The organism is Falsiroseomonas tokyonensis (genome assembly GCF_019024325.1).
Taxonomy (GTDB): domain Bacteria; phylum Pseudomonadota; class Alphaproteobacteria; order Acetobacterales; family Acetobacteraceae; genus Falsiroseomonas; species Falsiroseomonas tokyonensis.
The window spans coordinates 243,092-266,756 of sequence record NZ_JAFNJS010000005.1 but is presented as its reverse complement, the minus strand read 5'-3'; the positions used below and the strand labels follow the sequence as shown (position 1 = coordinate 266,756).

Here is a 23,665-nt window from a genome sequence, read left to right as displayed (position 1 = left end):
CAGATCGGCCGATCAGCCCGGGCGATTCTCGAGATCGACATTCAGGCCGAGCGACTTGAGCTCCTTCACCAGCACGTTGAAGGACTCCGGCACGCCCGCCTCGAAGTTGTCCTGGTCGCGCACGATCGCCTCATAGACCTTGGTGCGGCCGGAGACGTCGTCGGACTTCACCGTCAGCATCTCCTGCAGCGTATAGGCGGCGCCATAGGCTTCCAGCGCCCAGACCTCCATCTCGCCGAAGCGCTGCCCACCGAACTGCGCCTTGCCGCCCAGCGGCTGCTGGGTGACGAGCGAGTAGGGGCCGATGGAGCGGGCGTGGATCTTGTCGTCCACCAGGTGATGCAGCTTCAGCATGTAGATGTAGCCGACCGTCACCTTGCGCTCGAAGCGCTCGCCGGAGCGGCCATCGGTCAGCCAGGACTGGCCCGACTTGTCGAGACCGGCCTTGGTGAGCATGCCCTCGATATCCGCCATGCGGGCGCCGTCGAAGACCGGCGTCGCGATGGCGACGCCCTTCTTCAGGTTCTCGCAGAGCTCGATCAGCTGGTCGTCATCCATCGGCTCGATCTCGGCCTTGATCGTCTCCTCCGGATAGGCCTCGCGCAGCTTGGTGATCAGCTCCTCGCGCATCGCACCGCCGCGGCGATACTCCTCGACCAGGTCGCCGATCTGGCGGCCGATATTGGCGCAGGCCCAGCCCAGATGCGTCTCCAGGATCTGCCCGACATTCATGCGGGACGGCACGCCCAGCGGGTTCAGCACCAGGTCGACGGGCTGGCCATTCTCCAGGAAGGGCATGTCCTCGATCGGCACGACGCGAGACACGACACCCTTGTTGCCGTGACGGCCGGCCATCTTGTCGCCCGGCTGCAGCTTCCGCTTCACCGCGACGAAGACCTTGACCATCTTCATCACGCCGGGCGGCAGCTCGTCGCCGCGCTGCAGCTTCTCGACCTTGCTCTCGAAGCGCTTCTGCAGACGCTCCACCGCCGCGTCGAACTCGCGCTTCAGCGCCTCGATCTCGGCCATGGCCGCATCGTCCTGCACGCCGATCTGGCGCCAGGTCTGCTTGGCGAACTGGTCCAGCACCTCGTCGGTGATCTCCGTGCCGGCCTTCACGCCGCGGAACCCGCCGGAGGCCTTGCGGCCCAGCAGTCGCTCGCGCAGGCGCGAATGGAAGGACCGCTCCTGGATCGCCTTCTCGTCGTCGCGGTCCTTGGCCAGGCGCTCGATCTCCGCGCGCTCGATCGCCATGGCGCGCTCGTCCTTGTCGACGCCGCGGCGGCTGAACACGCGCACATCCACGATGGTGCCCGCCACGCCCGGCGGCAGCCGCAGCGAGGTGTCGCGCACGTCGGAGGCCTTCTCGCCGAAGATGGCGCGGAGGAGCTTCTCCTCCGGCGTCATCGGGCTCTCGCCCTTCGGCGTCACCTTGCCGACTAGGATGTCACCCGGCTGCACCTCGGCGCCGATGTAGACGATGCCGGCCTCGTCGAGGTTGCGCAGCGCTTCCTCACCGACGTTCGGGATGTCGCGGGTGATCTCTTCCTGGCCCAGCTTGGTGTCGCGGGCATTCACCTCGAACTCGTCGATATGGATCGAGGTGAAGACGTCATCCCGCGCGATACGCTCGCTGATCAGGATGCTGTCCTCGAAGTTGTAGCCATTCCACGGCATGAAGGCGACGAGGGCATTGCGGCCCAGCGCCAGCTCGCCGAATTCCGTGGACGGACCGTCAGCGATGATATCGCCGGCCCGACAGCGGTCACCCACCTTCACCAGCGGACGCTGATTGATGCAGGTCGACTGGTTGGAGCGCATGAACTTGCGCAGTCGATAGATGTCGACGCCGCGCGTCGTGCCGTCATCGCCCGTCGCGCGCACCACGATGCGCGCACCGTCGATGCTGTCCACGATGCCGTCGCGCTTGGCCACGATGGTGGCGCCGCTGTCGCGGGCCACCGCCGCTTCCATGCCGGTGCCGACCAGCGGCGCATCCGCCTGGATCAGCGGCACTGCCTGGCGCATCATGTTGGAGCCCATCAGCGCGCGGTTCGCGTCGTCGTTCTCCAGGAACGGGATCAGCGCCGCGGCGACGGAGACGAGCTGCTTCGGCGAGACGTCGATCGCCGTCACCTCCTCCGGCTTCACCAGGCGGAAGTCGCCGCCATCGCGCACGCTGACCAGCTCCGACTTGAAGCTGCCATCGGCGTCGACCTCGGCATCCGCCTGCGCGACCACCAGGCGCTCCTCCTCCATGGCGGAGAGGTAGCGCGGCGCGCCGGTCACCTTGCCGTCCTTCACCAGGCGGTACGGCGTCTCGATGAAGCCGTACTTGTTCACCTTGGCGAAGGTCGCCAGCGAGTTGATCAGGCCGATATTCGGGCCTTCCGGCGTCTCGATCGGGCAGATGCGGCCGTAATGCGTCGGGTGCACGTCGCGCACCTCGAAGCCGGCACGCTCGCGGGTCAGGCCGCCCGGGCCGAGCGCCGAGAGGCGGCGCTTATGCGTCACCTCGGACAGCGGGTTGGTCTGGTCCATGAACTGGGACAGCTGGGAGGAGCCGAAGAACTCCCGCACCGCGGCCGCCGCCGGCTTCGCATTGATCAGGTCATGCGGCATGACGGTGTCGATATCGACCGACCCCATGCGCTCCTTGATCGCGCGCTCCATGCGCAGCAGGCCGACGCGGTACTGGTTCTCCATCAGCTCGCCGACCGAGCGCACGCGGCGATTGCCGAGATTGTCGATGTCGTCGATGGAACCGTTGCCGTCTTTCAGCTGCAGCAGCACGCGCAGCGTCTCGACGATGTCTTCCTTGCGGAGCGTACGCTGCGTGTCCGGCACCTCCTCGGCGGAGAAGCCGAGGCGCATGTTCATCTTCACGCGGCCCACGGCCGAGAGGTCGTAGCGCTCGCTGTCGAAGAACAGGCCGCGGAACAGCGTCTCCGCGGTATCGGCGGTCGGCGGCTCACCCGGGCGCATCACCCGGTAGATGTCCATCAGCGCCTCGTCGCGGTTGCTGTTCTTGTCCACCGCGAGGGTATTGCGCATCCACGGGCCGGCGCCCTGGTCGATCGCCAGCGTCGCCAGGCGGTCCAGCCCGGCTTCCTCGATGGCATTCAGCTTCGGCTCGGTCAGCTCCTCGCCGGCCTCGGCCCAGATCTCGCCGGTCTCCATATTGACCATGTCTTCGGCGACGAAGCGGCCGAGCAGGTCCATCCGGCCGACCAGCACCTCGGTCGTGCCGCCCTCGGCGATCTTGCGCGCCGCGCGCGGCGTCAGCTTCACGTCCTTCTCGGCCACCACCTCGCCGGTGCGGGCGTCGATCAGCGGCTCCTGCAGCTTCACGCCGCGGAAGGCATCGGGGTCGAACGGGCGCGACCATCCCTTGGGGCCGCGCGCGAAGACGACCTGGCCGTAGAAGGCGTTCAGGATCTCCTCGCCATCCATGCCGCGGACTTCGTTGATCTCCAGCGGCGGCAGGCCAGCCTCGGCCCGCTCCGCACGCTGCTGCTGCGTCCAGCCGGAATCCAGCGCATAGAGCAGCGTGGTCGCCGGCAACTTGCGCTTGCGATCGATGCGGACGTAGCAGATGTCCTTGGCGTCGAATTCGAAGTCGAGCCAGGAGCCGCGATAGGGGATGACGCGCGCGGCGAACAGGTACTTGCCGCTGCTATGCGTCTTGCCCTTGTCGTGGTCGAAGAACACGCCCGGGCTGCGGTGCATCTGGGAGACGATGACGCGCTCGGTGCCGTTGACGATGAAGGTGCCGTTGTCCGTCATCAGGGGCATGTCGCCCATGTAGACGTCCTGCTCCTTGATATCGCGCACGGAACGAGAACCCGTGTCCTCATCCACGTCCCAGACGATCAGGCGCAGCCGCACCTTGAGCGGCGCGGCGAAGGTCAGGCCGCGCTGGATGCATTCCTCGACGTCGTACTTCGGCTCCTCCAGCTCGTACTGGACGAATTCCAGCCGGCCCCGGCCACCGAAGTCGTCGATCGGGAAGACCGACTTGAAGACTTCCTGAAGTCCCGCGTGAAGCCGCACATCCGGGTCCACGCCCATCTGCAGGAAGGCCTCGTAGGAGGCGCGCTGCACATCGATGAGGTTTGGCATCGGGGCCACTTCGGGCAACCGCCCGAACGACCGCCGGATGCGCTTCCGCGCGGTGAACGACTTCGTGATAGCGTTCATGCCTGTCCCGCTTCCCGTGCCTGCCGGCAGCGCACCGCGCCCGGAGGAATTTCGCCAGTTTGCGCCGCTTGCCGGGGCCAGATGGCCCAACCGCCCTGCGCTTCATCGTCAAACGCGGGCGCGGGCGGGACTCCCGCAGGGGAGTTCCGCCCGTTCCCGTAGATATGTCGCCCAGCGGCCAACCGAAGGCCCTCCGCCGGGATTTCGCACGCCCGGCCCGACCTGATCGGGCTGGGCCAGGCGTGCAAGCGGCTCAGCTGATCTCGACCACGGCGCCGTTCTCTTCCAGCACCTTCTTGATCTTGGCAGCCTCGTCCTTGCTCGCGGCCTCCTTGACGACCTTCGGGGCGCCCTCGACCAGGTCCTTGGCTTCCTTCAGGCCCAGGCCGGTGATCGTGCGGATCTCCTTGATCACGTTGATCTTCTTGTCGCCGCCGGACTTCAGAGTGACGGTGAACTCCGTCTTCTCCTCGGCCGGGGCAGCGGCGGCCGCAGCCGCCGGCGCCGCCGCAACGGCGACCGGCGCCGCGGCGGAAACGCCCCACTTCTCTTCCAGCATCTTGGACAGCTCAGCGGCTTCCAGGACGGTCAGGCTGGAGAGCTCGTCAACCAGCTTTGCGAGGTCGGCCATGTGTGTATCCTTCGATCTAATGGCTTGGCTTGGTATTTGCAAGACCCGTGAGGGAACCCTTCCCCCAGGGCCGAATCGTCAGGCAATGCGAAGGGGCCTCAGGCCGCCTCCGCTTCCGCCTCGTCCTTCTTGGCATACGCGGCGAACACCCGCGCCAGCTGGGAACCCGGGGCCTGCAGAACGCCCGCGATCCGCGTCGCCGGCGTCTGGATCAGGCCCAGAAGCTGTGCGCGCAGGGTCTCGAGCGACGGCAGGGCTGCCAGCGCCTTGACGCCGTCGGCGTCCAGCGTCTGCTTCCCCAGCGCCCCGCCAAGGATGACGAACTTGTCGTTCCCCTTGGCGAAATCCACGGCGGTCTTCGCCACGGCCACCGGGTCCCGCGACCACGCAAGCGCGGTCGGGCCCTTCAGCAGCGGCGAGATGCCCTGGAAGCTGGTACCATCGAGGGCGAGCGCGGCCAGCCGGTTCTTCGCGACCTTGTAGGTCGCGCCGGCATCCCGCATGCGCCGTCGCAGCGTCGTCGCATCCGCCACCGTCAGGCCCTTGTTCTGGCTGACGAGGACGAAGGACGTCTCCGCGAACACCGCTTGCAGGGCCTGCACGAAGGCCTGCTTTTCCGTACGGTCCACGTCCGTCTCCGTAAATGGCCGGACCTTGTGGAGGGGCCCTGGCCGGTTCAAGCGCGGGGTGGGAACCACCCCGAAAGGCCTGCTGGAACGGGACCTACCAAGCCAAGCCAGGCCGGGCGCCCAGGGCGACCGGACCGGCAGAACTTCTCGGCACCCCATCTCTCACCTGCGCGGCTTGCGCCAATTCAAGGCCTTCCGGCCACAGGAGGTCTCCGACAGGTTCGGACAGGGGCTTGCGCCCCTGCCCTGCCCGGCACCCCGAAAGGTGCCGAATAGCGCCCGCCCCGGATCCGGGGCGGGAAAGGGATCAGCTGCCGCTGGACAGCGAGGCCAGGTCGACCTTCAGCCCGGGACCCATGGAGGAGGATAGCGCCACCTTCTTCACATAGGTGCCCTTGGCGCCGGTCGGGCGGGCCTTCTGGATCGCGTCGATGAAGGCGCGGGCATTGGCCAGCAGGCTCTCGGCCTCGAAGCTCGCCTTGCCGATGCCGGCATGCACGATGCCGGCCTTCTCGGCGCGGAACTCCACCTGGCCGGCCTTGGCCGCCTGCACGGCGCCCTTGACGTCCATGGTCACGGTGCCGAGGCGCGGGTTCGGCATCAGGCCGCGCGGGCCGAGCACCTTACCCAGGCGACCCACCAGGGCCATCATGTCCGGCGTCGCGATGCAGCGGTCGAACTCGATCTTGCCTTCCTGCACGGCGGCGGCGAGGTCGTCCGCGCCCACCACATCGGCGCCGGCGGCCAGGGCCTCCTCGGCCTTCGCGCCACGGGCGAAGACGCCGACGCGCACCGTCTTGCCGGTGCCGTTCGGCAGGCCGACCACGCCGCGGACCATCTGGTCGGCATGGCGCGGGTCGATGCCGAGGTTCATCGAGATCTCGATGGTCTCGTCGAACTTGGCCTTGGCATTGGCCTTGGCCAGTTTGATGGCCTCATCCAGCGCGTAGTTCTTGTTCTGGTCGAGACCAGAGACGATCGCCTTGAGGCGCTTGCCCTGCTTGGCCATGGCTCAGCCCTCCACCACGGTCATGCCCATGGAACGGGCGGAACCGGCCAGCATGCGCACCGCGCTCTCGATATCGGTGCAGTTCATGTCCTTCATCTTCACCGCGGCGATCTCCCGCAGCTGCGTCTTGCTGACGCGGCCCACGGTCGCACCCTTGCCGGGGGTCAGGCTGCCCTTCTCGATCTTGGCGGCCTTCATCAGGAAGTAGGTGTTCGGCGGGGTCTTGGTGATGAAGGAGAAGGTGCGGTCGGAATAGGCGGTGATGACGACAGGGGTCGGGGTGCCCGGCTCCATCTGCTGCGTCGCCGCGTTGAATTCCTTCACGAACTGCATGATGTTCAGGCCGCGCTGACCCAGCGCCGGGCCGATCGGCGGCGAGGGGTTCGCCTTGCCGGCGGGCACCTGCAGCTTGATGTAGCCAACAATCTTTTTCGCCATCGGGCGATCCATCCTCGTCTGAGGACCGCGGTGCCTGCGACACCCCCCTGGGCGTCTCCCGCGTTCCAAGCCACGCGAAACGGCCCGGGAAAGCCCCGGGCCGGTCTGCGGAGGCGGGCCTATAGCCCCCCGCCCGGGGTGAGTCCAGCCGGAAACGCAAAAGGGCCGGATGTCGCCATCCAGCCCCTTGGTATCTGCCCTCAAGCGCCGGGCGGCCGCTCCGCGGCCTTGGCTCGTCACGCCGCAGGCGTGCCTACGGCACGACGCATGAGCGGCGGGCCGCGTTCGCGGCCTCGGACCGGCGAAAGAGCCGGTCCGCCAGCTTCTCAATAGCTACAGCTTCTCGACCTGCCCGTATTCCAGCTCCACCGGCGTCGAGCGCCCGAAGATGGAGACGGACACCTTCACGCGGCCGCGCTCCTCGTCCACTTCCTCGATCGTGCCGTTGAAGCTGGTGAAGGGGCCATCGGCGACGCGGACCTGCTCGCCCACCTCGAAGACGATGGCGGGGCGCTTCGGCTTTTCGGCGCCTTCCTGCACCTGGCGCAGCATGGCCTGGGCTTCCTTTTCCCGGATCGGGGTTGGGCGGTTCTTCTCGCCCAGGAAGCCGGTCACCTTCGGCGTGTTCTTCACCAGGTGCCAGGCGTCGTCGGTCATATCCATCTTCACCAGCACATAGCCTGGGAAGAATTTGCGTTCCTGGTTGGTCTTCTGGCCGCGGCGGACTTCCACCACCTCCTCGGCCGGAACCAGGATTTCCTCGAAGGCATCGGCCAGGCCCTTCTGGGCCGCCTGCTCACGCAGCTGCTGGGCGATCTTCTTCTCGAAGCCCGAATAGACGTGGACCACGTACCACTTCTTGTCCGCCATGACCCGCCTCAGGCTCCCACACCGAACAGCCAGCGCATCGCGAAGGCGATGATCTGGTCCACCACCAGGAAGAACACCGCCGCCACGGCCGAAAGGGCGAGCACGAGGCCGGTGGTGATCAGCGTCTCCTTGCGCGACGGCCAGGTGACGCGACCCACTTCCTGCCGCACCTCGCGGACATACTGCGTGGGATCGAACTTGGCCAAGACGGGCCCCTTTTCGGATGGACGACAAACGAAGGTATTTCGGGCTGCGCGTCGCAGGCCCCTCCCTTGGGGAGGGGCCTTCGGCCACGATCTCGCGCGGCCGCTTGGCAGGGGCGGAGGGTCTCGAACCCCCAACCTCCGGTTTTGGAGACCGGCGCTCTAGCCAATTGAGCTACGCCCCTACGGCTCCGCGCGAGCGCGGTCATCTATCCCAGCCGGCGAGGCCTGTCGAGATGCCGTGACGGCGCGTTTTTGGCCCGCCCCCCCCTGAAACGCGAAAGGGGCGGGGCGCACCCGCGCCCCACCCCCCCAGGCTGGCCAGGCTGGCCCGGCTTACTTGACGATCTTGGCGACGACGCCGGCGCCGACGGTGCGGCCGCCTTCGCGGATGGCAAACCGCAGGCCCTCATCCATGGCGATCGGCGCGATCAGCTCGACGTCCATCGCCACGTTGTCGCCCGGCATCACCATCTCCACGCCTTCCGGCAGCTTCACGATGCCCGTCACGTCCGTCGTCCGGAAATAGAACTGCGGACGGTAGTTCGTGAAGAACGGCGTGTGCCGGCCGCCCTCTTCCTTCGTCAGGATATAGGCCTCGGCCTTGAAGCCGGTGTGCGGCGTGATGCTGCCCGGCGCCGCCAGAACCTGACCGCGCTCCACATCCTCACGCTTCGTGCCGCGCAGCAGCGCGCCGATGTTGTCGCCCGCCTGCCCGCTGTCCAGCAGCTTGCGGAACATCTCCACGCCCGTCACCACGGTCTTCACCGTGTTCTTCAGGCCAACGATCTCGACTTCCTCGCCAACCTTGACGATCCCGCGCTCCACGCGCCCCGTCACCACCGTGCCGCGGCCCGAGATCGAGAACACGTCTTCCACCGGCATCAGGAACGGACGGTCCGTCGCGCGCGCCGGCTGCGGGATGTAGGCGTCCACCGCCTCCATCAGCTTCAGCACCGCCTGCTCGCCGATCTCCGGCTGCTTGTCCTCCAGCGCCATAAGCGCCGAGCCGTGGATGATCGGAATGTCGTCGCCCGGGAACTGGTAGGAGGACAGCAGCTCGCGCACCTCCATCTCGACCAGCTCCAGCAGGTCCGGGTCCGCCATGTCGACCTTGTTCAGGAACACCACCAGCGCCGGAACGCCCACCTGGCGCGCCAGCAGGATATGCTCGCGGGTCTGCGGCATCGGGCCGTCCGCCGCCGACACCACCAGGATCGCGCCGTCCATCTGCGCCGCGCCCGTGATCATGTTCTTCACGTAGTCGGCGTGGCCGGGGCAGTCCACATGCGCGTAGTGGCGGTTCGCCGTCTCGTACTCGACATGCGCCGTCGAGATCGTGATCCCGCGCGCACGCTCCTCCGGCGCCTTGTCGATCTGGTCATACGCCGTGAAGGTCGCACCGCCCACCTTCGCCAGAACCTTCGTGATCGCCGCCGTCAGCGACGTCTTGCCGTGGTCCACGTGCCCGATCGTGCCGATGTTGCAGTGCGGCTTGTTCCGCTCAAATTTCGCCTTGGCCATTGCTGTTCCCGTTATCCGCCCGGCCGGGATGTCCCCGTTGGGCTGCCTGAGATGTCCCGCGCCTGTTGCTGCTGCCGCCGGCCCGCGCGCGTGGAGCGGGTGACGGGAATCGAACCCGCATAGCCAGCTTGGAAGGCTGGAGCTCTACCATTGAGCTACACCCGCGGCGCATTCTGGAAACATAAGGCGCCACGTCACCCGATCGCCCGGCCGGGCGGCAGTATCGGGCCGGCGGCGGGCTGGCCCGGGGGGGAATATGGAGGGGGTTGGATTCGAACCAACGTAGGCGAAGCCAGCGGATTTACAGTCCGCCCCCTTTAGCCACTCGGGCACCCCTCCGCAGCCCTGACCAGGCCTGCCGCGCCCCCGTCACCGAGAGCGCGCCGGGACTTGCCCCGTCGCGCGGCGCCTGTCAACGGCGCGGGCGCGGGAAGCGCAGGCGGGCGGGGCTTTCCGGCCCGCGCCGCGCGACTCGGGGCAGGCCTGCGGACCATGCGCTTGGACAGCGCGGCCGCGGCGGCGCAGAATGGCGCCATGTCACGTCCCCCGCCTCGTCGTCCCGCCTCCGGCTCCGGCCGCCCGCCCTCGGGCAAAGCTGCGCGGGGCACCGGCGCCTCCGCCGGCGGCAAGCCCCCCCGGCCGAACCGCGAGCGCCCGGAGCGTGAGAACGCGCCGCGCCCGCCGCGCGAGGCAGCGCCCCAGCGCGAATCCGGCCCTCGCGAATCCGGCCCGCGCAGCCCGCGGGCGGCCGAGCGCCCGGCCCGCGAGGCCGAGGACCGGCCCTTCCGCCCCCTCGGCGAGCGTCCGTCCCGCAGCGTCGGCGGGCCGGCCCTGCGCGGCACCGCCGGCAAGCGCCCGGCCCCGGCCGCCAAGCCCTCCCGCAGCTTCGACGACAAGCCCGGCCGCGGCTTCGCCCGCAACCCGACCGATCGCGCGCCCCGCGCGTCTTCTGACAGGTCCGCGCCTCGCACCGGCTCGGATCGGTTCGCCTCCCGCGCGCCGCGCGACGCGGCCGCAGCCCCGGCCCGCGTGCCCTATACCCCCGCGCCCAATGCGCCCGAACCCGCCGAGGCCCCGACGCGCGGCCGCGACCGGCGCGGCAGCGGCGAGCCCAAGACGCCGCGAAGCGCCCCGCCGCCCAGCCCCACCCGCCTGCCCCGCCCCTCCCAGGCCGCCGTCGCGCGCGACGCCCCGCCGGGCGGCACGCTCTGGCTGCACGGCCTGCACGCCGTGGCCGCGGCGATGGCCAATCCCCGCCGCCGCCTGCGCCGCCTGCTGCTGACGGTGGAGGGCGAGGCCGCGCTGGCCGAACGTCTGCCCCGCCAATCCTGGCGCCTCCCCGCCGAGCGGGTGGAGCGCAACCGCTTCCAGACCTTCCTGGCCGAGGATGCGATCCACCAGGGCGCGGCCCTGCTGTGCGAGCCGCTGCCGCCGCTGCCGCTGGAGGATTGCCTCGCCGCCCGCCCCGGCCCGGTGCTGGTGCTCGACCAGGTGACGGATCCGCGCAATGTCGGCGCCATCCTGCGCTCCGCCGCCGCCTTCGGCGCCGCCTGCGTGGTGATGCAGGACCGCCATGCCCCGCCGGAGACGGGCGCCCTGGCGCGCGCTGCCTCCGGCGCGCTGGAACTGGTGCCGATCGCGCGGGAGGTGAACCTCTCCCGCGCCATCGTTGCCCTGCAACGCGCCGGCTGCTGGGTGCTGGGCCTGGCCGGCGAAGGCACCCGCACCCTGAGCGAGGCGGTGCCGCGCGACCGCCGCTGCGTGCTGGTGCTGGGCGCGGAGGATGCCGGGCTGCGCCGCCTGCAGCGGGAGACCTGCGACGAGCTGGTGCGCCTGCCAATGGCGCCCGAGGTGGAAAGCCTGAACGTCGCCGCCGCCGCCGCCGTCGCGCTGTATGAAATTGCCCGCGGCGCCCTGCCGGATGACGAGGCGCCGGACCCGCAGGACGGCCTGATCGACAGCGACGAGGACGTTCTCGACGTCGCGGAGGAGGAAGACCCGGAATGACCAGCCCCGCCGCCGCCGCCATCCTTGCCGCCCGCCAGGCCCGGCAGAACCTGGCGCCACTCGGCGCGGCAGCGCCCGCCGATGCCGCCGGCGGCTACGCCGTGCAGCGGGAGGTGGCGCAGGCGATGGGCGCCATCCCGCCCGCCGGCTTCAAGATCGGCGCCACCACCCGGCAGATGCAGGCCTATCTCGGCCTGACCGGCCCGGCCGCCGGCTTCGTGCCCGCCGGCGGGCTGCATGCCACGCCGGCGCGGGTGAGATTCGCGGATTTCGTGGCGCCGGGCGTGGAATGCGAGGTCGGGCTGCGACTCGGCGCCGACCTGCCGGCCGGCCCCTGCTCCCGCGAGCAGGCCCAGTCCGCGGTGGCCGAGGTCTTCGCCGCCATCGAGATCGTCGAAAAGCGCTACGACGACCTGGCCGCCCTCGGCACGCCGACCCTGATCGCGGACCAGGTCTTCCACGCCGGCGGCGTGATCGGCGCCCCGGCCGCGGGCTGGCGCGGGCTGGACCTCGGCGCGACTCGAGGCCGCATGCAGGTGGGGGGCGAGCTGCGCGGCGAGGGGTTGGGTGCCGACCTGCTCGGCCATCCGATGGAGGCGCTGGCCTGGCTCGCCGCATCCCCGGCCGCGGCGGTCTTTGGCGGCCTGCGGGCCGGCCAGGTGGTCTTCCTCGGCTCGGTCACCCCGCCGATCTGGATCGAAGGCCCGACCGAGGTGGTGGTGGAATTCGACACGCTGGGCCGGGTGGAGCTGCACTTCGTCTGAAGCAGGCTTCAGACGGCTGGGGCGCGTTCACGCTCCGGCAATCCCGCGATGGCAGGATGATCCCCGCCGCGATCCACCCTGCGGCCATTCGCCAGGAAGGCGCCCGACTGTGGGACCGCCATGCGTATTGCCGAATGGAACACACTTCCCGAAGACCTGCAGCTGGTCCTGTCGCGTGAAGCCTTGCGCCGCGCCGCGGAGACGCTGGCTGAACACGCGGAACTGCTGGCCGAGGAAATGGAGCGCGGCACGCTCTCCGACCGCGGCGGGCCGGATGCCCTGCGGCTTTTCGCCGCAGTGGTGCGCGCGACCAATGATGATGCCTTCGGCCAGATCGGTCACGCCTGATTAACCTGGACCTACCCGACCGGGGCCAGCTTGAGTGGGCAGGAAGGCCGCGCTAGTGCTGCGGGGGCGCCGGGTTAGCACAGCGGTAGTGCAGCGGTTTTGTAAACCGAAGGTCGGGGGTTCGATCCCCTCACCCGGCACCAGCGCCCCGCAAAGAGCCATTGCTTTCCCGTCCGGGATGCCTCACAAAGACGTGAGCATCAGCCGGATCATCCCGTCCCATGTCCCTCAATCCCGCCTCCCCGCATGCCCTGCCGGAGATCGGTCTCGCGCGGCCGCGCGCCAGGGATCGGCTGAGCCTGCGCTGGTCGCTGGCGATCATCGGCGGGGCCTCCGCCCTGCTTTGGCTGGGCATCGCTCAGGTCGCGGCGCTGCTCGCGGGCTGATCTTCAGCCAGCAACCTTGAGACTCTCCTGCGGCACCGGACGCGCCGCGGGCAGCTCCTCCGCCGCCCCGGCCAGGGCGAGCAGCCGCGACAGGCCCGCGGCATCGCCCAGCACCGCCGCCTTTTCCGCCCGGTTCAGCGCGGCCAGCGCCTGCGGCAGTTCCTCGGCCTCCGCCACTTTTGCCTGGCCCATGACAAGCGCCGGGTCCAGCGGATCCAGGCGCGGGCGGCGCGGCGGCGGCAGCATGCGCTGATGCGCCACGCGCAGCGCCGGGTCCGCCGCCAGGCGCTGCACCGCCTCCATCGGCTGCGCCTCCGCCACCAGGCGCCGGCGCAGCGTATTGGCGCGGTTCAACACCGCGGGCGGGGCACTCTCCTCGGGGATGGCGAGCAATCCCACATGGCGCAGCAGCCGCGCCGGGCGGGCGGTCAGCGCCGCCAGCGGCACGGCCAGCGCCAGGCCCAGCGTCACCGGCAGCATCCAGAGCGCCAGGAAGGGCGAGACGAGCCAGGACGCGATGCCGAACAGCAGGCCGAACAGCGTGTGCCGCCAATACAGCCGCACCACGGCGCGCCAGGGCAGCGACCCGTCATCCCGCTGCTGCGGCTGCCAGCCGGAATCGCGGCCCGTCAGGATGGAGGCCACGTCCACGCTCTGCGTCAGCATGGTCACGGGCGCCAGCAGGCCCGCCACCACGGTCTCCACCAGCATGCTCAGGAAGGACCGGATCGCCCCGCCAATGCCGCGCCGTTCGTCCGGCTTCAGCAGCATCAGGAACCAGGCGAGCAGCTTGGGCACCAGCAGCAGCGACATGGTGCCGATGAACAGCCACATGGCGCGCACCGGATCCACCACCGGCCAGTCCGGGAACAGGGAGGGGCCGGAGGGGAAGTAGTTCGGCCGGATGAAGCGCACCTCCAGCGCGCCGAAGACGCCCACCACCAGGAACAGCAGCCAGAGCGGCGCGGTAACATAGCTGCCGATGCCGGTCAGCAGGTGCAGCCGGCTGATCGGGTGCAGCCCGCGCGCCGGCAGCACCGCGGCGTGCTGCAGATTGCCCTGGCACCAACGCCGGTCGCGCACGGCGAGATCGGTGAGCGAGGGCGGGCTTTCCTCGTAGCTGCCGCGCAGCGCCGGCACCATGTGCACCGCCCAGCCGGCGCGGCGCAGCAGCGCGGCCTCGACGAAGTCGTGGCTCAGGATATGCCCGCCGAAGGGCTTTCGGCCGCGCAGCGTCGGCAGTCCGGCATGGTCCGCGAAGGCGCGGGTGCGGATGATGGCATTGTGGCCCCAATAGTTGCCCTCCGCCCCATGCCACCAGGCGATCCCGGCCGCGATCATCGGGCCATAGACCCGGCCGGCGAATTGCTGCATCCGGGCGAAGAAGGAATTGCCGTTGACGATCACCGGCAGGGTCTGGATCAGGCCGACATCCGAATGTGCCTCCATGGCGGCGGCCAGGCGCACGAGGGCTTCGCCCTCCATCACGCTGTCGGCGTCCAGCACCAGCATGAAGGGATAGGCCGCGCCGAAGCGCTGCACCCATTCGGCGATATTGCCGGCCTTGCGCTCATGGTTCTTGGGCCGGCGGCGATAGAAGATGTGGTCGTGGTCGTCGGTGCGGGCGCGCAGCGCCAGGAAGGCCGCTTCCTCCGCCACCCAGGCATCCGGGTCGGTGGTGTCGCTCAGGATGAAGATGTCGAAGTGCCCGCCGCGGCCGGTCGCCGCCAAGCTTTCATGGATCGCCTGCAGCCCGGCCATTACCCGCTCGGGGGGCTCGTTGTAGACCGGCATCAGCAGGGCGGTGCGCTGGCGAAGCTCCGGCAGGGGTGCGGCCGGGTCGATCCCCAGCCGCCTGCCGCCGCCTGCCAACAGGCTGCCGAAGCCGCAGAGCGCGCTGATGAAGGACAGCGCGATCCAGGCGAAGAGCAGGACGAAGAGACCCAGCAGGATGATCTGCAGCGCGGTCGGCCGCCGGATATCCAGCGCCAAGCCCATTTCATTCGCGCCGAAGGCGGTCAGCGCCACGGCCCCGCCAAGCACCAGGATCCGCCGCAGCGCCATCAGCCGCGGGGCGGAGGGGCGGCTGGTCGGCCCGCCCTCGGCCTTCGCGCGCAGCGACTGCACCGGCATCTCTAGCGGCGCCGCCGGCGGCAGCGCCGGGGCGAAGTCGCGGGTCAGGCCGTCCATCGGTAGAGCCAGGTTTCGGTCAGCGGCCGGTCGCCCAGCTTCAGTTGGGCGCGCAGCTCCACCAGCCGCGCCGCGCCGGGCACCAGCTCGAAATGCACCCGCCAGCCGCCATTCTGCGCATTGCGCTGCACCACCGGGTTCCGGATCTCGCCCGCGCTCTTCGACAGTTCCAGCGTCGGGGTGACATCGGCCGGCACCTCGCCCGCCTTGCCGCCGGCGACATCCAGCACAAACAGGCGGCCGCTGCGGCCGGCCGCGCCCACCCGCGTCTCGCGGAACTGGGCCAGCTCCGGATTGCCGGGGAAGACCGGCATCCAGTGCAGGCGATAGACGTAGTTGTATTCCTCCCCGGGCTTCATCGGCTGCTGGGGGCGCCAGAAGGCCACGATATTGTCGTGGATCTCGCTATCGGTCGGGATCTCGACCAGCTGGATGCTGCCCGGCCCCCAATCCGCGATCGGCTCGACCCAGAGCGAGGGGCGCCGCTCGTAGAAGGCCTCCAGGTCGTTGTAGCCCTGGTAGTCGCGGCGGCGCTGCATCAGGCCGAAGCCGCGGGGATTGACCTCGGCGAACTGGCTGACCTGCAGGTCGCGCGGATTGTGCAGCGGGCGCCACAGCTGCTCGCCGCGGGAGGTGGCGATCATCAGCCCGTCCGAATCATGCACCGCATTGCGGTAGTCATCGGCGCCGCTGCGGTCGTTCGGGGCGAAGAAATACATGCTGGTCAGCGGGCCGATCCCGACCGCCGCGACCTCGACGCGCGGATAGATCACCGCCTGCACGTCGAAGACGGTGTTGTCGCCCGGGCGAATGGTGAAGCGGAAGGCCGCGGTGGCGCTCGGGCTGTCGAGCAGCGCATGCACCACCACCGAATTCGCCCCGGCATGCGGGCGTTCCAGCCAGAAGGCGCGGAAGACCGGGAATTCCTCCCCGGCCGGATCGGCGGTCTTGATGGCGAGGCCGCGGGCGGACAGCCCGTAGTTCAGCCCCCGCCCGACCGCGCGGAAGTAGGAGGCGCCGAGAAAGGCGCAGATCTCGTCGAAGACGCCCTGCGTGTTCAGCTGGTGGTGGATGCGAAAGCCCGCATAGCCGAAATCGGCCGGCGGGGGGGGGCGATCGCCCAAAGTGAAGGCCGTGGGGTCATAGGGGATCGGACGCGCCTGGCGGTCCACCACCTCATGAAGCTCGACCTTCTGGGCGTAGAGGAAGCCGCGATGGAACAGCTGCACCTGGAAGCCGCGATCCGCGTCCCGCCACAGCGCGGCCTCCGGCTTGAAGCGGAGGTCGCGATACTGATCGTAGCCGAGATCGGTGAAGGCGCGCGGCAGGGTCGCATCCGGCGCGCGATAGGCGCCCTTGGCCATCTCCCGCGCCAGGTCCCGCACGGTGCTGTCGCTGAAGGCGGTGCCGGCGGCGGGGGTCGCCTGCTGCGCTTCCACCTCCTCCCCGCTCGCCTTGAAGAAGAGCGCGGCGGCCGCGGCGGCGGCCAGGGCATGTCGACGGTACAAGTGGGCCCCCAATCGGCGCGAAAGGATCACCGGTCCCCGGCCCCGGCTGCCTGCCGCGGCTGAACCGACACCCGCGTAACGGGGACGAAGCGGGGGCGGTTGCATCGCCGATGCCGCAGCGCAAAAATTTCCCGGACGTTTTCGGCGAAAGGGCCCTGGCACCGGATCGGTGCCAGGGCCGGTTCAGCCCGCCGGGGCCTTGGCTCAGGCCACGTCGCCAGGGCGGCGCAGCGTCGGGTCATTCGCCAGGGGCGCATCGGCATGCGCCTGGCCGATCGGGCGGTTCGAGGGATAGGGCTTGGGATTGCGGCCGCTTTCCGCCGTCGGATCCCAGCCGCCGCTGCGCCATTCCTGCTGGCGCGCATCCGTGTCGATCGGGTTGTGCTGCTGCAGGATCCGCTCCACCTCGGCCGCGCGGCTTTCATCGGTGCGGACCGCCACCAGGTGGCCGCCGCGCCGCAGGCCCTCGGAATAGGTGGTGGCATGCTCCTCCGAGACGCCGGCGGAGGTGAGCGCGCCGAGCAGGCCGCCCGCCGCGGCGCCGACGCCTGCGCCGGTGAGCGTCGCGATCAGCCAGCCCGCCGCGACCAGCGGGCCGACGCCGGGGATGGCCAGGGCGCCGATGCCGGCCAGCAGGCCCGCGCCGCCGCCCACCACGGTGCCCAGCGAGGCGCCGGTGGCCGCCCCCGTCTCCGTCGCAGGTTCGGTCGTGGTGCTGCGCGTCGTGCCGGCGCCGCCGGCCAGCGAATCCGCGCCGGTGACGGTGGAGCCGGCCTCGGCGGCGCTGCCCATGTAGGTGATGTCGCCATGCGCGAAGCCGGCGGCCTCCAGGCTGCGGACCGCCGCATGGGCGGAGCTGGAACTGTCGAAAAGCCGGGCGATGGTGCGTTGGGTCATGATCGTTTCCTCAATGAAATGCAGGGCCGGGCCGAAGTCTCACGGGTCACGGGGTGGCGACGATGTTGCCCTGGTAGTCCATGGCGACGCCGGTCATCTGGCCATTGCGCATCGCGCGGCCGCGCCAGACGCCTTGCTCGTCCAGGCGAAGCTGCTGGACATCCGCGTAGCCGGCATCGGCGATGCGGGCGCGGGCCTGGCCCTCGGTGAAGGAATTGGCGCCGGAGAGCGGAGCGCCCTCGCGCCGCGCCTCGCCGCCGCCCTGGACCGGGGCGGCCGGACGGGTGGCGCCAGTCGCCGCACCAGGGGTCCCGGGCGCCGTCGCAGTCGTGCCGGGCGGCATGGTGCCGGCGCCAGCGCCCGGGCTGGTGGTGGTGGTGCCGTCCGGCAGCGGGCGCTGCGCCGTGGTGCCGGGGCGCTCGGTGCCCGCCGGCTGACGGGAGCCAGGCAGCGGCGCCGCGGCCTGGCCGGGCGGCACGGTAGCCGGCGCGGTACCGGCGCCGACGCTGGCGCCAGGCGCCGATTCGGCGCGGGTGCCAGGCGCCGATTGGGCGCGGGTGCCGGCCGTATCCGGCGCCGTGGTGGCGGCCTGCCCGCGGCCGCCCTGCGGCTGCGCGGGATCGGCCGGCGCGACGCGCGGTGCGGTGCCCGCCTGGCCGCCGGCGGCGCCCTGGTTCGCGGGGCCTGCCGGGCCCGTGGTGCCGCCCATGCCGGGGGCATTGCCGGCGCGGCTGCCCGGGGGCATCGGCGTGGGGTTCACCGACTGCGCCGTGGCGCCCGCATCCTGGCCGCCGCGCTGGCCTTGCTGCGTCACCGGCTGGCCGGCCGCGCCGAGATTGGGGGTGGTGGCGCTGGGCGTGGTGCTCTGGGCGAAGGCGGCGCCGGCGAGGCTGAGCGTCGCGGCAACCGCGCCCGCCAGGGCCGTATGACGATGGGGCATCCGTTTCCTCCACATTCTGTTCGGGTGCAGGGCACCCATGACGACAGAACGCGGGGCGCTGCGCGCCGTTCGTCTCGCGGCCGATATGGGGCCGCACAGCGGCGCGAGGATCGGCCGCTTCAGGCCTTGGGCGTCAGGCCTTCACGGCGCCTGCCGGCGGCCCGGACTTCGCCAGGGCGGCATTGGTATAGCGCGGATCCTCGGTGACCTCCGGCCCCAGCCAGTCCGGCAGGGGTGGCGCGGCCTTGGCATCCGGCAGCTCGACCTCAGCCAGAACCAGCCCGGCCAGGCGTTCCGGCGCTTCGAAGACATCCACGGTCCAGAGGTGGCCTTCATGCGGCACCTCATGGCGCGTCTTGGCCAGCGGCGGCGCGGTACAGAGGGCGAGCAGGCTTTGCGCATCGTCCAGCGGGATCGGGTATTCGAACTCCGCCCGTACCAGCCCGCCCGGCCCCTTGATGGTCAGGAAGCCCTGCGGCCCGGCGATCCGCACCCGCACCACCGCAGGGCCGGCGCCGGCGGAGAGGTAGCCCTGGCGGATTGGCAGGCCCGGGCCGCGCGCCACCCGGCGCCAGCCCTCCCCCGCCACCAGGAACTTGCGCTCGATCTCGATGCCCATGCCGACTGCCCCCGCCCCAAACCACTACCATTGCCGCGGCGGAGCGCCCACATTCGCGGCGCCATGAACATCCTGACCCCCGTCGAGTTCTTCCCGCAGAAGCGGCCCGTGCCTCCCTCCGGCACGCCGCTGCGCGTCGTATCGCCCTATGAGCCGAATGGCGACCAGCCGACCGCCATCGCCACCCTGCTGGAGGGGCTGGCGAAGGCGGAGCGCGACCAGGTGCTGCTCGGCGTCACCGGTTCCGGCAAGACCTTCACCATGGCCAAGGTGATCGAGGCGGCGCAGCGGCCGGCGCTGGTGCTGGCGCCGAACAAGACGCTGGCCGCGCAGCTCTATGGCGAGATGAAGAGCTTCTTCCCCGACAATGCGGTGGAGTATTTCGTCAGCTACTACGACTACTACCAGCCGGAAGCCTATGTCCCGCGCACCGACACCTACATAGAAAAAGACGCGCAGATCAACGAGCAGATCGACCGCATGCGGCATTCCGCCACGCAGTCGCTGCTCGAACGATCGGATGTGATCATCGTTGCCTCCGTCTCCTGCATCTACGGCATCGGCTCGGTCGAGACCTATAGCCGGATGGTGGTGAAGCTGGAGCGCGGCGGGAAGATCGAGCGCGACATCCTCATCAAGGGGCTGGTCGAGCAGCAATACCGCCGCAACGACAGCGCCTTCCAGCGCGGCACGTTTCGCATCCGTGGCGAGACGGTGGATATCTGGCCGTCGCAATTGGAGGACCGCGCCTGGCGTGTCAGCCTGTTCGGCGACGAGATCGACGGGCTGAAGGAATTCGACCCGCTGACGGGGGAGATCACGGCGGATCTCGACCGCGTGGCGATCTACGCGAACAGCCACTACGTCACGCCGCGGCCGACGATGCAGCAGGCGATCGTCAGCATCAAGGCGGAGCTGAAGGAGCGGCTGGCGGAGCTGCAGGCGGCCGGCCGCCTGCTGGAAGCGCAGCGCCTGGAACAGCGCACCACCTTCGACATCGAGATGCTGGAGACGACCGGCGTCTGCAAGGGCATCGAGAACTATTCGCGCTACCTCACCGGCCGCAAGCCGGGCGAGCCGCCGCCGACGCTGTTCGAATACCTGCCGGAGAATGCACTGCTGATCGTGGACGAAAGCCACGTCACCGTGCCGCAGATCGGCGGCATGTATCGCGGCGACTTTGCGCGCAAGTCGATCCTCGACGAGTTCGGCTTCCGGCTGCCCTCCTGCAAGGACAATCGCCCGCTGAAGTTCGAGGAATGGGACGCCTATCGCCCCGACACGATCTTCGTCAGCGCGACGCCGGGGCCCTGGGAGATGGAGCGCACCGGCGGCACCTTCGCGGAGCAGGTGATCCGACCCACCGGCCTTGTGGATCCGGTGACGGAAATCCGGCCCGTGGAAGGCCAGGTGGACGACCTGCTGGCCGAATGCCGCAAGGTGGCCTCCGAGGGCGGCCGCGTGCTGGTCACGACACTGACCAAGCGGATGGCGGAGGACCTGACCGAATACATGACGGAAACCGGCATCCGCTGCCGCTACCTGCATAGCGACGTGGATACGCTGGAGCGCATCGAGATCATCCGCGACCTGCGCCGCGGCGTCTTCGACGTGCTGATCGGCATCAACCTGCTGCGCGAGGGGCTCGACATTCCCGAATGCTCGCTGGTGGCGATCCTTGATGCGGACAAGGAGGGCTTCCTGCGCTCCACCACCGCGCTGATCCAGACCATCGGCCGCGCCGCGCGCAATGTGGAGGGCCGCGTTATCCTCTACGCCGATGTGATGACGGAGAGCATGAAGAAGGCGCTGGGCGAGACGGCGCGGCGGCGGCAGAAGCAGCAGGAATGGAACGCCGCGCATGGCATCACGCCGACCAGCATCCGCCGCGACATCTCCGACGTGCTGCAATCGGTCTATGAGCAGGATTATGTGACGGTCGAGGCGGTGGAGGGCGATGCCACCGCGCAATTCGTCGGCAAGGATATCGGCGCCACCATCGCGGAGCTGGAGAAGCGCATGCGCGCCGCCGCCGCCGACCTGGAATTCGAGGAGGCGGGCCGGCTGCGCGACGAGATCAAGCGGCTGGAGGCGCTGGACCTCGGCCTGCAGCCGAACCTGGCCGGGCGGTCGCTGCAGGACAGCGCGCCGCGCCAGGGCACGGGCGGCGGCAAGGGGCGCGCGAAGCAGGACTGGAAGCCGAAGCCGATGGGCCCCGGCGGCGGCGGCTACGACCCGAACAAGGCCAAGGGCGGGCGCGGCCGGCGGCGCGGCTGACCTGCCCCGGATAGGGCGAGCAGAAGGCAGCGCCTGCCCTATCCCCGCCGCAAGCTCCTGGCCTATTGGTGCCCTGTGCAACCGGACAGGGATCAATCTCCATGGCGACCTTCGCAACCCGCGGCCTGCTGCGCCTGGCGCTGGCCAGCGCCCTCATCATCCCTCTCGCCGCCTGCGAGGGCCTTTCGCGGCGCGAGCAGCGCGCGCTTTCGGGCGGTGCCATCGGCGCGGCCGGCGGCGCCGCGGTGGGCGCGCTGACCGGCGGCTCGGCGGTGACCGGCGCATTGATCGGCGGCGCCGGTGGCGCGGCGGTGGGCGCGCTGACCGGCGGCGGCCGACGCTGAGGGCCGGGCTCGGGCCGTAGACCACGATCCGTCCTCTCGGACGGATCTCGTGCTCTAGAAGCCATTGTTTCTAAAGCACGAAATCCGATAACGCTGATTCGGTGTCATCGGATGGTGCTTTAGCGGCCGAGCCCGATTCCGCATTCGGAGAGCAGCCCGGCGAGGCTGCCGCGGGAGGCTTGCGCCAGCTGCGCCACCCGAATCGAATCCTGCGCCGGCAGCCCCTGCGCCAGGCAGGCGGCCAAGGCGGGGGCGGCGATGCCGCCGGCCATGGCGCAGCGTCCCGCTGCGGTGGCGAGGCGCTGGCAGAATTCGCGCTGCTGCTGCGGCGTCTCGGCCGGGGCGAGCACGCCGGGGATGCCGGACGCGCCACGTCCGGGCAGGGCGAAGCCCTGGCCGAAGGCGGGTCCCGCCAGCATCGTCACCATGGCCAGCGCCAGCCGCATCCGAACCTCCCGCCCCTTCGGGCCACAAAGCCCGGGGCGCGGGCGCGGGTCAAGCTGGCAGGCTTGGGTCCGGGCGGAGTGGTCTTGGCGGCGGCGAAGGGCTATCTCCCGTCCCGCATGAGCATCCCCCTCTCCCCCGCTTTGCCGCGGGCGGCCTTCATCACCGGCGGCAGCAAGCGGCTGGGCCAGGCCATGGCCCTGGCCCTGGCCGAGGCCGGCTTCGACATCGCCATCCACTACGGCACCAGCGCCGCGGCGGCGGAGGAGACGGTGGCCCGCATCCGGGCCCTCGGCCGCCGCGCCGTGGCGCTGCAGGCCGACCTGGCGCGGGAGGCGCAGGTGGCGCCGCTGATCGACCAGGCGATCGCCGCCCTCGGCCCGATCGGCGTGCTGGTGAACAATGCCTCCACCTTCGAACGCGACGAATGGGACGATGCGACCCGCGAAAGCTGGGATGCGCATCTGGAGGCCAACCTCCGCGCGCCCTTCGTGCTGTGTCAGGCGATGGCCCGCGCGCTGCCGGCGACGGCGGAGGGTGTGATCGTCAATATGCTGGACCAGCGGGTCTGGTCGCTGACGCCCCATTTCGTTTCCTACACCGTCTCCAAGGCCGCGCTCTGGACCCTGACGCAGACCCTGGCCCTGGCGCTGGCGCCGCGCATCCGGGTGAATGCGATCGGCCCTGGCCCGGCCCTGCCTTCCCCGCGCCAGAGCCAGGCGCAGTTCGACCGGCAATGCGCCTCCGTCCCCCTGCGCCATGGCACGGGGCCGGAGGAGGTGGCGCGTGCCCTGCTCGCCATCCTCGCTTTGCCCGCCATGACCGGGCAGATGATCGCCCTCGATGGCGGGCAACACCTGCAATGGGCGCCCACCGGCGGCGGTGCCGCGGAGATCCTGGAATGATCCACGCCCCCCTCTATGCCCCCGATGCGGAGCGCGGTTACCGGGTGGTCTTCGTGCGCGGCCTGGCGCTGATGGCGCGCCTCGGCATCCATCCGCATGAGAAGGCGGCGCCGCAGCGCGTGGTGCTGAGCCTGGAGCTGGTGGTGCAGGACGATGCCGCGCCGGCCGCCATCGGGCCGGACGACTTCCGCCGGGTGGTGGACTATGCCCGGCTGGTGGAGACCGCCCGCGCCGTGGTGGCGGAGGGGCATGTACTGCTGGTGGAAACGCTGGCCGAGAAGGTGGCCCTGGCCGCGCTGGCCGATGCCCGTGTGGAACGGGCCCGCGTCACCGTGGAAAAGCCGGATGCCTTTGCCGATGTGGCGACGGTGGGGGTGGTGGTGGAGCGTTGTCGCGACGCGGCATGAAAGGATACGGGCACGAAAGGTCTGGACGCTCAACTTGTCCACTGAACTCACGAAAACGAGAGCGGCGTGATCTTGTAAAATCAGCGGTTACACTGCCCGCGCGATTGCCGGAGGGGCCGCGGCAA

Annotated in this window: 22 protein-coding genes and 4 tRNA genes; 9 read left to right on the top strand and 17 right to left on the bottom strand. The window is 70.2% G+C overall.

The annotated features are described in order from the left end of the window. Positions 1 to 12 precede the first annotated feature (12 nt). The 11 genes from rpoB to J3S20_RS17980 all read right to left on the bottom strand — a co-directional run bounded on the left by rpoB (position 13) and on the right by J3S20_RS17980 (position 9,843). Positions 13 to 4,200 carry a DNA-directed RNA polymerase subunit beta gene (gene rpoB, locus J3S20_RS18030; RefSeq protein WP_216837900.1) on the bottom strand — a complete coding sequence of 1,396 codons (4,188 nt, stop codon included), beginning with the start codon at positions 4,198 to 4,200 and terminating at the stop codon, positions 13 to 15. 253 nt (positions 4,201 to 4,453) lie between these two features. Then, on the bottom strand, positions 4,454 to 4,831 hold the full coding sequence (gene rplL / locus J3S20_RS18025) for a 50S ribosomal protein L7/L12 (RefSeq protein ID WP_216837899.1): 378 nt from the start codon (positions 4,829 to 4,831) through the stop codon (positions 4,454 to 4,456). A 98-nt stretch (positions 4,832 to 4,929) separates the two neighbouring features. After that, the gene (gene rplJ / locus J3S20_RS18020; protein WP_343215246.1) at positions 4,930 to 5,460 is read right to left on the bottom strand and encodes a 50S ribosomal protein L10; all 531 of its coding nucleotides are present in this window, start codon (positions 5,458 to 5,460) and stop codon (positions 4,930 to 4,932) included. 307 nt (positions 5,461 to 5,767) lie between these two features. Then, complete coding sequence (gene rplA / locus J3S20_RS18015) at positions 5,768 to 6,469, bottom strand: 50S ribosomal protein L1 (protein WP_216837897.1); 702 nt, start codon at positions 6,467 to 6,469, stop codon at positions 5,768 to 5,770. Positions 6,470 to 6,472: 3 nt separating this feature from the next. Further along, on the bottom strand, positions 6,473 to 6,907 hold the full coding sequence (gene rplK, locus J3S20_RS18010) for a 50S ribosomal protein L11 (protein WP_216837896.1): 435 nt from the start codon (positions 6,905 to 6,907) through the stop codon (positions 6,473 to 6,475). 333 nt (positions 6,908 to 7,240) lie between these two features. After that, positions 7,241 to 7,777, bottom strand: a complete 537-nt coding sequence (gene nusG, locus J3S20_RS18005; RefSeq protein ID WP_216837895.1) for a transcription termination/antitermination protein NusG — start codon at positions 7,775 to 7,777, stop codon at positions 7,241 to 7,243. Between the two features lie 8 nt (positions 7,778 to 7,785). Then, positions 7,786 to 7,983, bottom strand: a complete 198-nt coding sequence (secE, locus tag J3S20_RS18000) for a preprotein translocase subunit SecE (RefSeq protein ID WP_216837894.1) — start codon at positions 7,981 to 7,983, stop codon at positions 7,786 to 7,788. A 105-nt stretch (positions 7,984 to 8,088) separates the two neighbouring features. Continuing rightward, positions 8,089 to 8,165 (bottom strand) — tRNA-Trp (locus J3S20_RS17995). Between the two features lie 151 nt (positions 8,166 to 8,316). Continuing rightward, positions 8,317 to 9,504 carry an elongation factor Tu gene (tuf, locus tag J3S20_RS17990; RefSeq protein WP_216837893.1) on the bottom strand — a complete coding sequence of 396 codons (1,188 nt, stop codon included), beginning with the start codon at positions 9,502 to 9,504 and terminating at the stop codon, positions 8,317 to 8,319. A 91-nt stretch (positions 9,505 to 9,595) separates the two neighbouring features. Next, a tRNA-Gly gene (locus J3S20_RS17985) sits at positions 9,596 to 9,669 on the bottom strand. 92 nt (positions 9,670 to 9,761) lie between these two features. Next, positions 9,762 to 9,843 (bottom strand) — tRNA-Tyr (locus J3S20_RS17980). 813 nt (positions 9,844 to 10,656) lie between these two features. Here J3S20_RS17980 and rlmB point away from each other — a divergent pair. From rlmB to J3S20_RS17955, 5 genes are all read left to right on the top strand, one after another. After that, positions 10,657 to 11,511 carry a 23S rRNA (guanosine(2251)-2'-O)-methyltransferase RlmB gene (gene rlmB / locus J3S20_RS30315; protein ID WP_246602998.1) on the top strand — a complete coding sequence of 285 codons (855 nt, stop codon included), beginning with the start codon at positions 10,657 to 10,659 and terminating at the stop codon, positions 11,509 to 11,511. After that, entirely contained in the window at positions 11,508 to 12,275 is a 768-nt protein-coding gene (locus J3S20_RS17970; protein ID WP_216837891.1) for a 2-keto-4-pentenoate hydratase, read from the top strand. The genes rlmB and J3S20_RS17970 overlap by 4 nt, the downstream gene beginning before the upstream one ends. A gap of 120 nt (positions 12,276 to 12,395) precedes the next feature. After that, positions 12,396 to 12,623 carry a hypothetical protein gene (locus J3S20_RS17965; protein ID WP_216837890.1) on the top strand — a complete coding sequence of 76 codons (228 nt, stop codon included), beginning with the start codon at positions 12,396 to 12,398 and terminating at the stop codon, positions 12,621 to 12,623. A 68-nt stretch (positions 12,624 to 12,691) separates the two neighbouring features. Beyond that, positions 12,692 to 12,766, top strand: a tRNA-Thr gene (locus tag J3S20_RS17960). A 78-nt stretch (positions 12,767 to 12,844) separates the two neighbouring features. Continuing rightward, positions 12,845 to 13,009, top strand: a complete 165-nt coding sequence (locus J3S20_RS17955) for a hypothetical protein (RefSeq protein ID WP_216837889.1) — start codon at positions 12,845 to 12,847, stop codon at positions 13,007 to 13,009. Between the two features lie 3 nt (positions 13,010 to 13,012). Here J3S20_RS17955 and mdoH read toward each other — a convergent pair whose 3' ends face one another. The 5 genes from mdoH to J3S20_RS17930 all read right to left on the bottom strand — a co-directional run bounded on the left by mdoH (position 13,013) and on the right by J3S20_RS17930 (position 19,163). After that, positions 13,013 to 15,199 carry a glucans biosynthesis glucosyltransferase MdoH gene (gene mdoH / locus J3S20_RS17950; RefSeq protein ID WP_216837888.1) on the bottom strand — a complete coding sequence of 729 codons (2,187 nt, stop codon included), beginning with the start codon at positions 15,197 to 15,199 and terminating at the stop codon, positions 13,013 to 13,015. Beyond that, complete coding sequence (locus J3S20_RS17945) at positions 15,187 to 16,707, bottom strand: glucan biosynthesis protein (protein WP_246602970.1); 1,521 nt, start codon at positions 16,705 to 16,707, stop codon at positions 15,187 to 15,189. Before J3S20_RS17945 ends, mdoH begins: the two co-directional genes overlap by 13 nt. Positions 16,708 to 16,911: 204 nt before the next feature. Continuing rightward, positions 16,912 to 17,604, bottom strand: coding sequence for a hypothetical protein (locus J3S20_RS17940; protein ID WP_216837886.1), 693 nt, complete (start codon positions 17,602 to 17,604; stop codon positions 16,912 to 16,914). A gap of 46 nt (positions 17,605 to 17,650) precedes the next feature. Beyond that, a complete protein-coding gene (locus J3S20_RS17935; protein WP_216837885.1) occupies positions 17,651 to 18,544 on the bottom strand; it encodes a hypothetical protein in 894 nt (297 codons plus the stop codon). A 133-nt stretch (positions 18,545 to 18,677) separates the two neighbouring features. Continuing rightward, on the bottom strand, positions 18,678 to 19,163 hold the full coding sequence (locus tag J3S20_RS17930; RefSeq protein WP_216837884.1) for a CYTH domain-containing protein: 486 nt from the start codon (positions 19,161 to 19,163) through the stop codon (positions 18,678 to 18,680). Positions 19,164 to 19,226: 63 nt separating this feature from the next. On the opposite strand from J3S20_RS17930, the gene uvrB reads away from it, so the two are divergent. Both uvrB and J3S20_RS17920 read left to right on the top strand, forming a co-directional pair. After that, positions 19,227 to 21,440: an excinuclease ABC subunit UvrB gene (uvrB, locus tag J3S20_RS17925; RefSeq protein WP_216837883.1), complete on the top strand. Its 2,214-nt coding sequence runs from the start codon at positions 19,227 to 19,229 to the stop codon at positions 21,438 to 21,440. A 101-nt stretch (positions 21,441 to 21,541) separates the two neighbouring features. Then, complete coding sequence (locus J3S20_RS17920; protein ID WP_216837882.1) at positions 21,542 to 21,784, top strand: hypothetical protein; 243 nt, start codon at positions 21,542 to 21,544, stop codon at positions 21,782 to 21,784. A gap of 119 nt (positions 21,785 to 21,903) precedes the next feature. On the opposite strand, the gene J3S20_RS17915 is transcribed toward J3S20_RS17920, so the two are convergent. Next, the gene (locus J3S20_RS17915) at positions 21,904 to 22,230 is read right to left on the bottom strand and encodes a hypothetical protein (RefSeq protein WP_216837881.1); all 327 of its coding nucleotides are present in this window, start codon (positions 22,228 to 22,230) and stop codon (positions 21,904 to 21,906) included. Positions 22,231 to 22,347: 117 nt separating this feature from the next. Between J3S20_RS17915 and J3S20_RS17910 the strand changes: the two genes are divergently transcribed. Together J3S20_RS17910 and folB are read left to right on the top strand one after the other, a co-directional pair. Then, complete coding sequence (locus J3S20_RS17910; RefSeq protein ID WP_216837880.1) at positions 22,348 to 23,133, top strand: SDR family oxidoreductase; 786 nt, start codon at positions 22,348 to 22,350, stop codon at positions 23,131 to 23,133. Further along, positions 23,130 to 23,540 (top strand): dihydroneopterin aldolase, encoded by a 411-nt coding sequence (gene folB / locus J3S20_RS17905; RefSeq protein WP_216837879.1) that lies wholly within the window; start codon positions 23,130 to 23,132, stop codon positions 23,538 to 23,540. Before J3S20_RS17910 ends, folB begins: the two co-directional genes overlap by 4 nt. Positions 23,541 to 23,665 lie beyond the last annotated feature (125 nt).

Bases quoted from the DNA above. Each gene is read 5' to 3' on its own strand.
- rpoB (WP_216837900.1), bottom strand. From the start codon at position 4,200: ATGAACGCTATCACGAAGTCGTTCACCGCGCGGAAGCGCATCCGGCGG.
- mdoH (WP_216837888.1), bottom strand. From the start codon at position 15,199: ATGGACGGCCTGACCCGCGACTTCGCCCCGGCGCTGCCGCCGGCGGCG.
- folB (WP_216837879.1), top strand. From the start codon at position 23,130: ATGATCCACGCCCCCCTCTATGCCCCCGATGCGGAGCGCGGTTACCGG.
- J3S20_RS17915 (WP_216837881.1), bottom strand. From the start codon at position 22,230: ATGCGGCTGGCGCTGGCCATGGTGACGATGCTGGCGGGACCCGCCTTC.
- J3S20_RS17935 (WP_216837885.1), bottom strand. From the start codon at position 18,544: ATGCCCCATCGTCATACGGCCCTGGCGGGCGCGGTTGCCGCGACGCTC.
- tuf (WP_216837893.1), bottom strand. From the start codon at position 9,504: ATGGCCAAGGCGAAATTTGAGCGGAACAAGCCGCACTGCAACATCGGC.
- rplK (WP_216837896.1), bottom strand. From the start codon at position 6,907: ATGGCGAAAAAGATTGTTGGCTACATCAAGCTGCAGGTGCCCGCCGGC.
- rplL (WP_216837899.1), bottom strand. From the start codon at position 4,831: ATGGCCGACCTCGCAAAGCTGGTTGACGAGCTCTCCAGCCTGACCGTC.
- J3S20_RS17910 (WP_216837880.1), top strand. From the start codon at position 22,348: ATGAGCATCCCCCTCTCCCCCGCTTTGCCGCGGGCGGCCTTCATCACC.
- J3S20_RS17920 (WP_216837882.1), top strand. From the start codon at position 21,542: ATGGCGACCTTCGCAACCCGCGGCCTGCTGCGCCTGGCGCTGGCCAGC.
- J3S20_RS17970 (WP_216837891.1), top strand. From the start codon at position 11,508: ATGACCAGCCCCGCCGCCGCCGCCATCCTTGCCGCCCGCCAGGCCCGG.
- J3S20_RS17965 (WP_216837890.1), top strand. From the start codon at position 12,396: ATGCGTATTGCCGAATGGAACACACTTCCCGAAGACCTGCAGCTGGTC.
- rplA (WP_216837897.1), bottom strand. From the start codon at position 6,469: ATGGCCAAGCAGGGCAAGCGCCTCAAGGCGATCGTCTCTGGTCTCGAC.
- nusG (WP_216837895.1), bottom strand. From the start codon at position 7,777: ATGGCGGACAAGAAGTGGTACGTGGTCCACGTCTATTCGGGCTTCGAG.
- J3S20_RS17930 (WP_216837884.1), bottom strand. From the start codon at position 19,163: ATGGGCATCGAGATCGAGCGCAAGTTCCTGGTGGCGGGGGAGGGCTGG.
- J3S20_RS17955 (WP_216837889.1), top strand. From the start codon at position 12,845: ATGTCCCTCAATCCCGCCTCCCCGCATGCCCTGCCGGAGATCGGTCTC.
- uvrB (WP_216837883.1), top strand. From the start codon at position 19,227: ATGAACATCCTGACCCCCGTCGAGTTCTTCCCGCAGAAGCGGCCCGTG.
- J3S20_RS17940 (WP_216837886.1), bottom strand. From the start codon at position 17,604: ATGACCCAACGCACCATCGCCCGGCTTTTCGACAGTTCCAGCTCCGCC.